Origin of the sequence: Neoactinobaculum massilliense, from assembly GCF_900604955.1 — a bacterium.
Classification (GTDB): Bacteria; Actinomycetota; Actinomycetes; order Actinomycetales; family Actinomycetaceae; genus Neoactinobaculum; species Neoactinobaculum massilliense.
This window is the reverse complement of the sequence record NZ_UWPE01000001.1, coordinates 743,649-756,514: the sequence shown is the minus strand read 5'-3', so window position 1 is coordinate 756,514 and position 12,866 is coordinate 743,649. Positions and strand designations below refer to the sequence as shown.

Sequence of the window (12,866 nt, the reverse complement as noted above, 5' to 3'; positions counted from 1 at the left end):
GGAACGAAACGTGGGCCCGCCGGCCCGCACCGCTACTTTGCCCAGGCGCGCTCGATGGCCGGCGCCACCTGGTCCACCTGCCAGGGGCGAGCACCGAGGGTGGTCAGTACCTGCGCCACGGAGCTGTCCTCCCACCCGGTCCAGGCCAGCTGCTTTTGGAAGGCGGGTTTGAGTAGCACATCCTGGCGGATCCCCAATTCCTCCGCGCGTGCAATCACGGCGGGGCGCACCACGGCCCAGCGTTCGGCGCCTGCAGGCGAGGCGCGGTGCCACTCACGGGTGGCCGGATAAGGGTCCGACGACACGGGGCGGCGTGGGGGCAGATTGTCTTCAGACGTGCGCCAGGCCTGACGGACGGCGGAGGCGTATACACCGGCGTCGCGCCGGCGAGCCTGGGAGCGCAGCGTCGAATGACGGCGCACATCCTGCTCCGAACGCGGCTTAGCGGCGGCGAGCGCGGCCATGGCCTTCCCCGGAAACACATGCTCGGGGGCGATATCGCGCGCCTTTGCGAGTTCCTCACGGGCCAGCCACAGTTGGCGCAGCATCTCGAGTCCCCGCCGGTCCTTGATCCCCGCGCTCTTCGCGTGTCGGCGCCACCGTTCCTTGCGTTTCGGTTTCGGCCGGCTTACTCGCACCGCTTCATTCTCCTGGAGTGCCCAGTCGAGCCGTCCGGCCTGCTCCAGCATCGCTGTGAGCGCGTCGCGTAATTCAATGAGTACCTCCACGTCCAGTGCCGCGTAGGCGCGCATGGGTTCGGAAACGGGGCGCACCGACCAATCAGAATTCGAGTACTCCTTGGCCAGGCGGATGCCCAGTACGTTCTCTACCTCGGCTTGAAGGGAGATGTGTTCGAAGCCCAGAATCATGCCCGCTATCTCGGTATCGAATAGCTCGGGCGGCTCAAGGCCCAATTCGCGTAGGCAGGGGAGATCCTGGTCCGCGGCGTGAAGAATCCACTGATCCCTACTCATGACGTCCCTGAGGCCGCCCAGCCGGTCCTCAATTCCGAGCGGGTCCAGTAGCACAATCCCCGCCCCCGCGCGCTTGATCTGAACCAGGTAGGCGCGCTCCGAATAGCGAATACCCATGGCGCGCTCAGTATCCACGGCAAAGGGACCGGTGCCGCACGCAAGGCGCTGAACAGCGGCGTCGACATCCGTATTGGTGAGCGGGGGTACGCCACCGCGGGGTACATCAAGAGGAGAAACAGTAGCGGGAACCGGATCGGAAAGATTAGTCATGTGAAGGGTGAAGAAGGCGGGGCAGTGTGGCCACACCCGCCGGGGCAAGGCCTCCGACGCGGGCGAGGAATGCTACCCAGGCCTCCAGATGAGAGAACAGGTTGGCATTGTCAGGGCTCCACGAAGCGCGGAGCTCAAGCTCGGTGAGGAAGGAGGAACGCTCGAGGCCGCCGAACGATTCATTGTATATGCGGCTCACCGTACCAACCAGATTGTGGTATGACGCATCTTCAATGGTGAGCGCATCGGCCAGCCAACTCCAGGCCACCTCACCGAGTAATGGATCGGCCGCCATATCCTCATCGGTGGGTGCCGCGGCCGTAGAGACCAGGCGGAAAGGGCCCTCCCAAGCCGGTTGTCCCGCCGGATCATAGAGCACCACAAAGCGTCCGCGCCCGCGAAAATCCTCCCCGGTGCGAGAGGAACTAATGCGGGCCTCCAGTGCCACGGCCCAGGGCGCTAGATTCCGCGGTGGGGGAACCTGATGCACCCGTAGCTCCGGACGGAACGTGTGGCCTCGCAGTGAATCAAGGGCGCGGGCGAACGGAGCTGGTGCGTCAATCACCCGATTAATGTAAGGGGTTCCCTCCACCGGCGGTGGCAGGCGCGCCGTAGGATGGGAGCCATGCACTCAAGCGCTTTCCGACAGGTCCAGGATTCCCGCTATCTTCAGGAGGCCGCCGATTGCGGCGTATTACTGCCCCTCGAGCAAACGCCCACGTGGGATTCGTTCGACGACGCCGTGGCCGGCCGTAGCCCCCTGACGCGGCTGGTATGGGACCGGGACGGTGAGCCCCGTGCCTTTATCTCGCTTACGGAGCTCACGGGGCGCGGCTTCCGGTACGCATGGGCGAAGCACGGGCCCGTCTGGGTGGGGGAGCAGCCCTCGCCGATGGAGGAGGCACAGTTCCGCCGTGAACTGCGCGCCGTAGTCCACCGGCTCTCCCGGCGGATCGCCTTCATTAGGTTACATGCGTGGGCGAACGCGGCGGATCTCCACGAGCTGCTTCAATCCGTGACGTTTGACCGGACAGTGGTGCTGGATCTCACCCAGAGCGAAGAAGATCTCATGGCTTCGTTCAAGAAGCGTGGGCGGCGGGACGTGCGCCGAGCCATGCGGAATACCACGCTGGAATGCAGCGAAGAGACCGCGCGGGCCGGAGAGGTATTCGGGGAGCTGTACGCCATTCTGAAGGAAACGGGCCAGCGCGATTCCTTTGGCATTTCCCCACAATCCACCTATGAGCGGATGCTTGCCTCACTGGGTGAACATGCGCGCCTCTACACGGTGCGTGCGGGCGGGCGCCCGCTGTGCTGGGGCATCGTGACGAAAACGGACAGGCTTGCCACCTACTACTACGCCGGGTCGAATGCGGAGGCACGCAAGGCCGGCGGCCCAGACCTCCTGGTGTGGTACATGGCCACACAATTGAAGAAGGAGGGCGTGGAGTCCTTCGATCTCATGGGCATCGATTCGGAGCGTGCGCCTCAGCTGGCGGGTGTACGCGGATTCAAAACGAAGTTCTCCGAGCACATCACCGAGGTGGCCGGGGCCTGGGACACGCCGATCTATCCGCTCTACTACCGCGGCCTCACGGTGGCCCTCAAGGCGAAGCGCGGCGGCGTGGCCGTGGCGAAGCGTGCCCTCACGCGGCTGCGGGGTGGCAAGCGCGGCGATGGGCCGAGCGGCGACCGGGCCTGAGCTACGCCACCAGCACGGCCACACCCGGGCCGGTGAACGTGACCGTGCTGCCGGCCAGGGTGGGTGCCCCGAAGGTGGCGGCCACCCGCAGGCCGGCAGCGGGCAAGCTCACGGTGGCGGCGCCTGCCACGGAGAAGACCACGTAATTCTGGCCGCGGCGGTAGTAGCCGGCGCTCCCCAGGCGCACAATCTCTGAATCCTCCCGGTCCGCACTGGAGAAATCCGAGTGCCGGAGTGAGATGAGGGTGCGCGTGAAATCCGCCAGCTCCCTACCCGCCTCCGTCCAGTCAAGCTTTGAGGCGGTAAACGTGGAAAGCGCCTGCGGGGCCGGGATGCGCTCCGCCGTCTCCCACCCCCAGTCCTTAAACTCTTTGCGGCGTCCCTCATCCACGGAGCGTCCCAGCTCCCCGGCGTAGTCCGTGAAAAAGAGGAACGGGGTGGTGGCGCCCCACTCCTCACCCATGAAGAGCATGGGAGTGAACGGCGAAAGCAGGGTGAGCGCCAGCCCCACCGCCTGCTGGGCGGGGCAAAGGTCCGGGCGGTCGCCAAGTGCCCGGTTTCCCACCTGATCATGATTCTGCACAAAGGCAACGAAGCGACGCGAATCCACCCGCGGGGAGACAGGCGCACCCCAGGGGCGGCCACGGAAGCTCGAAAAGTTGCCATCGTGCACGAACACGTGGCGAGCGGCCTTTTCCAATGCACCGGGGAGAGCAAAATCGCCATAGTAGGCGTGGTGCTCCCCGGTGAGATACACGTGGAGGGCATGATGCAGATCATCGGCCCACTGCGCGTCCATCCCCAGTCCGCCCTCGGCGGTGGGGGTTACCGTCAGCGGGTTATTGCGATCCGACTCCGCGATGAGCGCTACCCGCCGGTGCGCCCGGCGGCCGAAATCATGCACGGCGTCAGCAATATCCGCGAGAATGTGGCGCGGGGAGTTGTCCACCATCTCGTGGACCGCGTCCAGACGCAGCGCATCCACGTGGTAGTCCCGGATCCACTGGAGCGCGTTATCGATGAAGTATCGGCGCACTTCCGGGGAGCCGTCAAAGTTTATGCCTTCGCCCCATGGGCTCTCATGACGGTTCGTGAAGTAGGGGCCGAAGGGGTGAAGGTAGTTTCCGTCGGGTCCGAAGTGGTTATATACCACGTCCAGGCATACACCGATGCCTGCGCGGTGCGCCGCCTCGATAAACGCGGCAAATCCCGCGGGACCGCCGTAGGCGGCGTTGACCGCGAAAATGTCGACGCCGTCATAGCCCCAGTTCCGTGTGCCCGGGGTGGGGGCCACGGGCATAATTTCTACGTATTGGATGCCCAGGCGGGCGAGGTAGGGGAGTTTTGTGGCGGCTGCGGCGAAGGTGCCCTCCGGCGTGAACGTGCCAACGTGTAGTTCGTAGAACACGGCGCCGAGAGCATTCGGCGGGGTAAACGGACTGAAGTGGAAGGCAGCCGGATCCATCCATTCGGAGGGGCCGTGGACACCGTCGGGTTGGAACCGCGAGCGCGGATCAGGGAGGGGATCGCCACCATCAAGCGAGAAACCGTAGCGTTGACCCGCCTCAAGCGCCGGTCCTTCCCACCAGCCGTACGTGCGGGGCTCGAGCGCCCCGTTCGTCGTCGTACCGGCGCCGCCGGACCCGGCCGCGCTGCTCACAAATGCCCCGGCGCCGCCGGTGTTAGCGTCACGTGAGCCACGCGGTTCGGTGCGACGTCCCCACAGGGGTGTCATCGGCGCGGTTCCCGCCTCCGTCACAAGTGCGACGGATTGGGCGTTGGGTGCCCATACGCGTGTCATCATGCGTCAGCCTCTTCTTCCGCATATAGCACGGCCACGGGTAGATCAGCGAACAGGCGGGAAATTGACACGGTGCCCTCGTGGATAGAATCGGTAAAAATATCCCGCCAACGGCCGTGCGGGAGCACCACGGCCGCCTCGTTCGTTCCCGCCTGGTGGATGCCGCGATGCAGACGCTCAGTAATGACCAGCACGCGCGGGACATCGTTGACTGTACGGGCAAACGCGATCGCGTGGCCCGTGGTGGTGGCCAGCGGCATTACCCCTGAACCATCTCCAACAAATGCCTCCGGAATCCTGCGGCGTAGCTGAAGAATACGGGAGGTCACCCACAGTTTGCGATCATCAATAGATTGTCCCGGCGTATTGCGCGTGGTCAATGCGTCAAGCCGGGCCTTGAGGGCAGCAAAATCTACCGGGCGTCGGTTATCCGGATCCACAAGAATGTTGCGGGTAATTTCCTCGCCCTGGTAATTATCCGCCACGCCGAGGATGGTAAGCGCAATAACCTTTTGCGCCAGCAGCCGCGCTTGCCGAGCTGACGCCGTGCGCGCCCAGAAAGCGGCGATATCAGAGCGGGATTCATCACTCGCCAGCACGGTGCGGGCGTAGGTGTACAGGCGCTCCTCACCTCCCGTATCGGGATCCGTCCAGCTGGTCCAATCCTTTTCTTCTCGCGCTGCCTTCTGCAGATAGGTCACCAGCCGGTCCACCTCAATGGGCCCCTCGTCCGTCCAGGTGCCGTAGATGGCCTGCCACATCAGTGCTTCCATGCGGCTGTCCACACCGGCGGCCTGTTCGGCGTGCCGGGCACGTACCTGCGTAACCAGATCGCGCCATTCGCCGGGATATTCGGTGAGCGTGGCGATGGCGGCACGGACGTCCTCTCCGCGCTTCGTATCATGGGTGGTGAGCGTACTCATGGAGGACGGCCACCCGGCGGCGAGTTTAGCCACGTAGTGCCAGGCCTGATCCGGTTCAATGGCGGGCGCGGTGGGAGTGGAGCCCACCTCGTTCGCATAGGTGTAGGGCGTAAAACGGTAGAAGAGGGTGTCCTCCACGCCCTTGGCCATTACGGGACCGCACAGTTGCTGAAACTGCACAATGGCTTTATTGCGCTGAGCATCATGCGTGCGCCCGGCCGATCCGATCTCCCGGCCCAACAGAATGTCCACCACTAGCTCGAGGGTTTCGCGCCGATCGGGGCCGAGAAGCGTGCCCGCCCGCCGAGCTGCCCGGGTAATCGTGTCCTCGGCCTCCGCCGTGGGACGCCGGCCGGGTTCCACATAGGCACGGTAACGATCCATGGAGATGGCGAGTGCGGCCACCGCATCCGTGAGTGCCCGCACCGTGTGGTCACGTAGTCGCACGTCCGAACGCGTCACCTGGCCCATGAGATTTGCCATGCGAAGCAGCTCGGCATGCAGAGAAGAATCAATGATCTGCCTTTTCGCGTTCACCTCCATTGCCAGATACGGTTCGGTTTCCCCGGTGGCTAGTGCCCACAGCCCGTACAGCCCGTTCACCCCGGTGGGATCGGCCAGCATGGCGCCGATCCGCCAGCTGAGCTCATAACCGGTGGTGCCGGCCACCTTCCAGTCCGCCGGGAGCGTCTCCTCATCCTCGAGAATCTTTTCTGCCACCACCCAGGCGCCCCCGGTAGCCCGGTTTAGCCGTTCAAAGTATTCACGCGGGTTGGCCAGCCCGTCCGGGTGGTCGATGCGGAAACCGTCGATGTAGCCGGCGTCGAATTCGGTGAACAGTAGCCGGTGCGAGGCTTCAAACACCTCCGGATCCTCCACCCGAATGGCGGCAAGCGTATCCACGTCGAAAAAACGCCGGTAGTTGAGTTCCTCCTCGGCCACGCGCCAGTAAGCCAGGCGGTAATACTGGCGGTCCACCAGTTCGGAGAGCGGCAGAGCCTCCGTATTGGCTCGCACCGGGAACACGTGGTCAAAGTAGCGGAGTACCCATGCTTCGCCCTCACCCTCAAAGCCGGGCACCACCATCCGCTCCAACGTAAGCTGACCCTTGGCCAACACGGTGCCAATACGATCGCCCAGCACCGGAAGTAGCAGCCCGTCCTGTCCCTCGGACACGTCCACGTCGAACCACTTGGCGTAGGGGGAATCCTTCCCATCCCGTAGCACCCGCCACAGCACCCTGTTGTGATAGAGCGGCGTGGGCACGGCCATATGGTTGGGCACCACGTCCACCACCACACCCATGCCCAGCTCATGTGCGGCATCCGCGAACTGCTCAAACGCCACGCGCCCACCCATGGCCTCCGAAATACGAGTGTGGTCCACGACGTCGTACCCGTGAGTGGAACCGGGCGCCGCCTGCAGGATGGGCGAGCAATACACGTCCGTCACGCCAAGTTCATGAAGGTAGGGGAGAGTCCTGCGCGCGGCGTCGAAGGTAAACTGCGGGCCCAGCTGGAGCCGGTAGGTAGAAATAGGTGTGCGCCGGGAAACTTTCATGTCTCCACGCTAACGCACGCCCGCACCCGCGGACACGACGACGCCGTCCGCCAGTGTGCGCGGTGCTCCGGGAGGTGCGGGAGTACCGCGCAAAAAATCACTCAGCGCCGCTACCGGAAGCCTCCCGGGTACCAGAAGCGCCACCATCCGCGGTATCCGCATCCGGAACGTCGCCAGGAGTTTCATCCGGGGCGCTCGCGGCGTGAGAGGCGAGCGCTACCTTTTTCCAAAATGCGGCTTCCTCCGCGGGGCTGCGGCGGTGGACGGAAGAGGCAAGAACCTCGCCCTTGCGCTTCTCGGCCTGTTTGAGCTGACGGTACACATAGGCTTCCTCGGTGCCCACCACGTTCGTGTAGATGCGCGAGGCGTTCTCGATCTCCTCGGTGGCGTTGATAAGTACGCGCATCTCGCGCCCCACCAGCGAGAAATGCTCCCCTGGAGCGAAGCGGGTGCCCGGATCCGTGGAACCGGCGGTGGAAAGCACCACGCGCCAGGTGCGCCCGAATTGGGCGTCCGGGATGGTGAACTCCACCGGGTCATCGCCGGCGTTGAATGTAAACAGCAGGTCGTCGTCGAAAATGTCTTCGCCGAAGTGACCTGGTTCGCGGATACCGTGGCCATTGAAGAACACCATGAGCGATCGGGCGAAACCGGACTCCCAATCCGCCGCGGTCATGGGTGAGGAGTCGGGTTGGAACCACTGGATTTCACCCAGCGCATCCTCGCACTTGGTGAGGGAATCGTCGTTCAAAAAACGGCGCCGGCGCAGGGCCGGGTGGTCCTTGCGGAACTGGATGGCATCGCGGGTGAATTCGAGGAAGTCCAACGCATCCGGAGAAAAATTCCAATCCACCCAGGAGGTTTCGTTGTCCTGGCAGTAGGCATTGTTATTGCCGCCCTGCGTGCGCCCGATCTCATCGCCCGCCGAAATCATGGGGATGCCCTCGGAGAAGAGCAGTGTGGCCATGAAATTGCGCACCTGGCGATGCCGGAGGGCGAGCACGTTCGCATCATCCGTTTCGCCCTCGACGCCGCAATTCCAGGAGCGGTTGTTGTTCTCCCCGTCCTTATTGTCCTCGCCGTTCGCCTCATTGTGCTTGCTGTTGTAGGAGACGAGGTCCCGCAGCGTGAAGCCATCGTGGGCGGTAACGAAATTGATGGAGGCGTAGGGGCGGCGCCCCGAGGATTCGTAGAGATCCGAGGAGCCGGTGAGGCGGGAGGCGAATTCGGGGAGCGTGGCCGGTTCGCCGCGCCAGAAATCACGGACGGTATCACGGAACTTTCCGTTCCATTCTGTCCACAGCGGCGGGAATCCGCCCACGTTGTAGCCACCCTCGCCAATATCCCACGGCTCAGCAATGAGCTTCACCTGGGAGATGATCGGATCCTGCTGAATAATGTCAAAGAAGGAGGAGAGCTTATCCACCGCGTACAGCTCCCGCGCCAGGGTGGAGGCGAGATCGAAACGGAACCCGTCCACGTGCATGTCGGTGATCCAGTAGCGCAGCGAATCCATAATGAGCTGGAGGGTGTGGGGCGATTTCATGTTGAGGGAATTGCCGGTGCCCGTGGTGTCAAAGTAGTGCGCCTCATCGCCGGGAACCAGCCGGTAATAGGAGGGATTGTCAATGCCCTTGAAGGAGAGTGTGGGTCCCATGTCGTTGCCCTCGGCGGTGTGGTTATACACCACGTCGAGAATCACCTCGATGCCCGCCTCATGGAGCGATTTAACCATGCCCTTGAACTCATCCACCTGCTCCCCGCCGCCGCGCGCCGCGTAGGCGTCATGGGGTGCAAAGAAGCCGATCGTGTTGTATCCCCAATAGTTGGACAGGCCGCGCTCCTGCAGCGTGGGATCATTAATGAACTGGTGGACAGGCATGAGCTCCACGGCCGTGATACCCAGCTCCTTGAAATAGCGCACCACCGAGGGGTGCGCCAGGCCGGCGTATGTGCCGCGGAGCGCTTCGGGCACATCCGGGTGGCGCATGGTAAAGCCGCGCACGTGTGCCTCATAAATAATGGTCTCGTTGTATTCGTGGGCGGGCGGACGGTCCCTGCCCCAGTCAAAGAATGGATTGACCACCACGGAGACGGGTGTGTGCCCCAGTGAATCCAGCTCCGACCGCTGGGTGGGATCCTCGAAACGATAGGAAAAAATTTCCTGCTCGTTTCTCACGTTGCCATCGATGGCCTTGGCATAGGGGTCGAGGAGGAACTTGGACGGATCGCAGCGGAGGCCGTGGGAGGGATCATAGGGGCCGTACACCCGGTAGCCGTAGCGCTGTCCCGGCCGTACACCGGGGAGGTAGCAGTGCCACACGTTGCCATCCACCTCGCGTAATTCCACGTGTGTTTCGGCGTTGTCCGCCCCGAGTAGGCATAGTTCCACCTTCTCGGCTACCGAGGAATAGAGCGCAAAATTCGTTCCGGTGCCGTCAAAGGTAGCGCCGAGGGGATAGGCATTTCCGGGCCAAATTCTCATGACGTCATTCTCTCATAGCCCGCTACAGGCCGTGTTTGATGCGCGCGATACGCGCGGTGGAGCGGTTTTAGGAGGGTAGAGTACGGGGGAACGGCGACGACGCCGTCCTGCTCACGTTCAAAGTACGGACGGTGAATGCTCGGTTAGTGGCCGTCAGGGGAATTTTAGGTAAACGTCCAGTAAAATTTTGGGTTGCGCGGCGCCCCGCGGCGCCGCAGGCTCGGCCTACTGCCAATAATGAGGAGAATCCACATGAAGAAGGCTTCAAAGTTCGCGGCGCTGGCCGCGGCAGCCGCGCTCACGCTCACGGCGTGCTCCACGGGCGGGTCCGCAAAGTCCACCGCTTCCGGTGCGTCCTCGGACTACAAGGCGTGTGTTGTGTCTGATTCCGGCGGGTGGGATGACCACTCCTTCAACGAGGCCGCCTACAACGGTTTGCAGCGCGCCGCCAAGAAGCTGGGTGTTGAGACGGGCACCGCCGAGTCCAACAGTGCCTCGGATTACCAGCCGAATATTGATTCGCTTGTCTCGGGCGGATGCAACCTCACCATCGGCGTCGGCTTCCTCCTCGCGGCGGATATCACGCAGGCCGCGCAGGATAATTCGGATCTTAACTTCGCGCTGGTGGATTCTGCCTTCCAGGATGCCAGCGGTAAGTCCGTGAGCGTGGATAACGGCCGCGCCCTAGAGTTCAACACGGTGGAGGCCGCCTACCTGGCGGGCTACGTGGCAGCCGGCATGACGAAGACGGGCACGGTGGCCACCTTCGGCGGTCAGCAGATCCCCACCGTCACCATCTTCATGGATGGTTTCGTGGACGGCGTGGTCGCCTACAACAAGGCTAAGGGCACGAATGTGAAGGTGCTCGGCTGGGATAAGGCCAAGCAGTCCGGTGCATTCACCCAGTCCTTCGAGGATAAGTCCCTCGGCAAGCAGCAGGCACAGCAGTTCATCGACCAGGGCGCGGACATCATCATGCCCGTGGCCGGCAACGCGGCACTTGGCGCCGGTACGGCGGCCAAGGATTCCGGCAATGCCTACATCATCGGCGTGGACTCGGACTGGTATGAGTCCGCTCCGGATTACAAGGACATTGTGATTACCTCGGTGCTGAAGCGCATCGACAACGCCGTGTACGACACCGTGAAGGCCGGCTCGGAGGGCAAGCTGGACGGCACGCCCTACATTGGCACGCTGGAGAACAAGGGTGTGGGACTCGCCCCGTACCACGATTTTGATTCCAAGGTGCCTCAGTCCCTGAAGGACGAGGTCAGCAAGCTGACCGACCAGATCACCTCGGGTGAACTGAAGATCACCTCCGACGCCCAGCCTCAGGCCTAGCGCGTCAGAATAGATGGCCCGCCGTAGACGAACGGTCCTTTACCGGGATACCGCTGCGGCGGGCTTTCGCACGTCCGTGATACCTGCTGCCGCACGCAGGGAGGCTGGCGCGGCGGACGGCGTCGTCGGGGCACACGATGTGGCCGATTGGCTCAGCGTGAGCCTCACGCGCGATAGGATTCCTGCAACTAAGCGAAGGGAGCCCCATGGAGCTGGAGCTACGCGGGATCACCAAGCGGTTTGGTCCCGTAACCGCCAACGATCACATCAATCTAGAAATCAAAGAGGGGCATATCCATGCGCTCCTCGGTGAAAACGGGGCGGGAAAGTCCACCCTCATGAATATCCTGTATGGGCTGCATCAGCCCGACGAGGGTGAAATTCTCATCGACGGCAAACCCGTCAAAATCTCCGGTCCGGGCGACGCCGTGGCCGCGGGCATCGGCATGGTTCATCAGCACTTCATGCTCATCCCTGTGTTTACCGTGGCCGAATCGCTGGTGCTCGGGGATGAGCCGACCGGACGCGCGGGGCTCATCAACGTGAAAGAGGCGCGGCGTCGGGTAGAGCAGGTCTCCGCTGATTACGGCTTTGAGCTCGATCCGGATGTGCTCATCGAGGATCTACCGGTCGGACTCCAGCAGCGCGTGGAGATCGCCAAGGCGCTGGTGCGTGAGGCGAAGGTGCTCATTCTTGACGAGCCCACCGCGGTCCTCACCCCGCAGGAAACCGACGAGCTGATGGCCACCATGCGCAAACTCGCGGATGCCGGTACCTCCATTGTGTTCATCACCCACAAACTGCGGGAGGTGCGCGCAGTGGCCGATGAAATCACCGTCATTCGGCGCGGCCGCGTGGTGGGTAGCGCCACCCCGGATACCAGCGAGGCGGACCTGGCCACCATGATGGTGGGCCGTCCCGTGATGCTGCAGGTGCAGAAGGAAGCGCCGCACGTCCGGGAGAATTCGCTGAAGGTTTCTCACCTCTCCGCGTTCGACGCCGGCCGCAAGCTCACCCTCGATAACGTGAGTTTCGAGGTGCGCGGCGGCGAGGTACTGGGCATTGCTGGCGTGGAGGGCAATGGGCAGACGTCCCTGGCACGTGCGATTCTGGGACTTGAGGATCCGGCGAGCGGCACTATCTCACTGGATGGCCATGACATCACCCACGCGAGCCCGCGAAAATCGCTCGACGCCGGGGTGGGGTTCATTCCCGAGGATCGTACGCGCGACGGCATTGTCGCCAGCTTCTCCGTGGCGGCCAACCTGGTGTTGGACCGCTACCGTGACGCCCCCTTTGCGCGTCACGGGGAACTCCAGCGGACGGCGGTCCGGCATGAGGCGGAACGGGCCACGGAGGAATACGACATTCGCGTAGGTGCCATCGAGGATCCGATCGCCACGCTTTCGGGAGGCAACCAGCAAAAGGTGGTGGTGGCCCGAGAGCTATCGCGTGGTCTCAAGCTTCTGGTAGCAAATCAGCCCACCCGCGGCGTGGACGTGGGCAGCGTGGAATTCATCCACAACCAGATTATTGCGGTCCGTGATCGCGGTGTCCCGGTGCTGGTTATCTCCTCCGAACTGGACGAGGTAACCCAACTCTCGGATCGCGTTGCCGTCATGTATCGGGGCAAGATCGTTGGGATTGTGCCGCCCTCCACGCCGTCGGAGGTACTGGGATTGATGATGGCCGGTGTGCCGGCCAGCGAGGCGCTTGCGGGCGCCACAAAGGAGGAAATGGCGTGAGTTCGCAGGCTCCTGCGCTCCGGCGCAACGTTCAAGGTGGCCGGTTCGGCATCACCGTTCGCCAC

General features: G+C 63.3%; 8 protein-coding genes. 3 read left to right on the top strand and 5 right to left on the bottom strand.

Annotated features, from left to right (window positions below):
- Positions 1–32 precede the first annotated feature (32 nt).
- Positions 33–1,244: an HRDC domain-containing protein gene (locus EIH27_RS03345; RefSeq protein WP_124039540.1), complete on the bottom strand. Its 1,212-nt coding sequence runs from the start codon at positions 1,242–1,244 to the stop codon at positions 33–35.
- Positions 1,237–1,809, bottom strand: a complete 573-nt coding sequence (locus EIH27_RS03340) for a DUF3000 domain-containing protein (RefSeq protein ID WP_164461585.1) — start codon at positions 1,807–1,809, stop codon at positions 1,237–1,239. The genes EIH27_RS03345 and EIH27_RS03340 overlap by 8 nt, the downstream gene beginning before the upstream one ends.
- Before the next feature lie 60 nt (positions 1,810–1,869).
- On the opposite strand from EIH27_RS03340, the gene EIH27_RS03335 reads away from it, so the two are divergent.
- Positions 1,870–2,946 (top strand): lipid II:glycine glycyltransferase FemX, encoded by a 1,077-nt coding sequence (locus EIH27_RS03335; protein ID WP_124039539.1) that lies wholly within the window; start codon positions 1,870–1,872, stop codon positions 2,944–2,946.
- A 1-nt stretch (position 2,947) separates the two neighbouring features.
- Here the strand turns inward: EIH27_RS03335 and treZ are convergent, their stop codons facing one another.
- The 3 genes from treZ to glgX form a co-directional block, all read right to left on the bottom strand.
- A complete protein-coding gene (treZ, locus tag EIH27_RS03330; protein ID WP_241152949.1) occupies positions 2,948–4,750 on the bottom strand; it encodes a malto-oligosyltrehalose trehalohydrolase in 1,803 nt (600 codons plus the stop codon).
- Complete coding sequence (gene treY / locus EIH27_RS03325) at positions 4,747–7,230, bottom strand: malto-oligosyltrehalose synthase (RefSeq protein WP_124039538.1); 2,484 nt, start codon at positions 7,228–7,230, stop codon at positions 4,747–4,749. Before treY ends, treZ begins: the two co-directional genes overlap by 4 nt.
- A 97-nt stretch (positions 7,231–7,327) precedes the next feature.
- The gene (gene glgX / locus EIH27_RS03320) at positions 7,328–9,715 is read right to left on the bottom strand and encodes a glycogen debranching protein GlgX (protein WP_124039537.1); all 2,388 of its coding nucleotides are present in this window, start codon (positions 9,713–9,715) and stop codon (positions 7,328–7,330) included.
- Between the two features lie 252 nt (positions 9,716–9,967).
- Here glgX and EIH27_RS03315 point away from each other — a divergent pair, with 252 nt between their 5' ends.
- Together EIH27_RS03315 and EIH27_RS03310 are read left to right on the top strand one after the other, a co-directional pair.
- Complete coding sequence (locus tag EIH27_RS03315; protein ID WP_124039536.1) at positions 9,968–11,056, top strand: BMP family lipoprotein; 1,089 nt, start codon at positions 9,968–9,970, stop codon at positions 11,054–11,056.
- Between the two features lie 206 nt (positions 11,057–11,262).
- Positions 11,263–12,801 (top strand): ABC transporter ATP-binding protein, encoded by a 1,539-nt coding sequence (locus tag EIH27_RS03310; protein WP_124039535.1) that lies wholly within the window; start codon positions 11,263–11,265, stop codon positions 12,799–12,801.
- The last annotated feature ends 65 nt before the right edge of the window (positions 12,802–12,866 follow it).

Bases quoted from the DNA above. Each gene is read 5' to 3' on its own strand.
- EIH27_RS03345 (WP_124039540.1), bottom strand. From the start codon at position 1,244: ATGACTAATCTTTCCGATCCGGTTCCCGCTACTGTTTCTCCTCTTGAT.
- EIH27_RS03335 (WP_124039539.1), top strand. From the start codon at position 1,870: ATGCACTCAAGCGCTTTCCGACAGGTCCAGGATTCCCGCTATCTTCAG.
- treZ (WP_241152949.1), bottom strand. From the start codon at position 4,750: ATGATGACACGCGTATGGGCACCCAACGCCCAATCCGTCGCACTTGTG.
- treY (WP_124039538.1), bottom strand. From the start codon at position 7,230: ATGAAAGTTTCCCGGCGCACACCTATTTCTACCTACCGGCTCCAGCTG.
- glgX (WP_124039537.1), bottom strand. From the start codon at position 9,715: ATGAGAATTTGGCCCGGAAATGCCTATCCCCTCGGCGCTACCTTTGAC.
- EIH27_RS03315 (WP_124039536.1), top strand. From the start codon at position 9,968: ATGAAGAAGGCTTCAAAGTTCGCGGCGCTGGCCGCGGCAGCCGCGCTC.
- EIH27_RS03310 (WP_124039535.1), top strand. From the start codon at position 11,263: ATGGAGCTGGAGCTACGCGGGATCACCAAGCGGTTTGGTCCCGTAACC.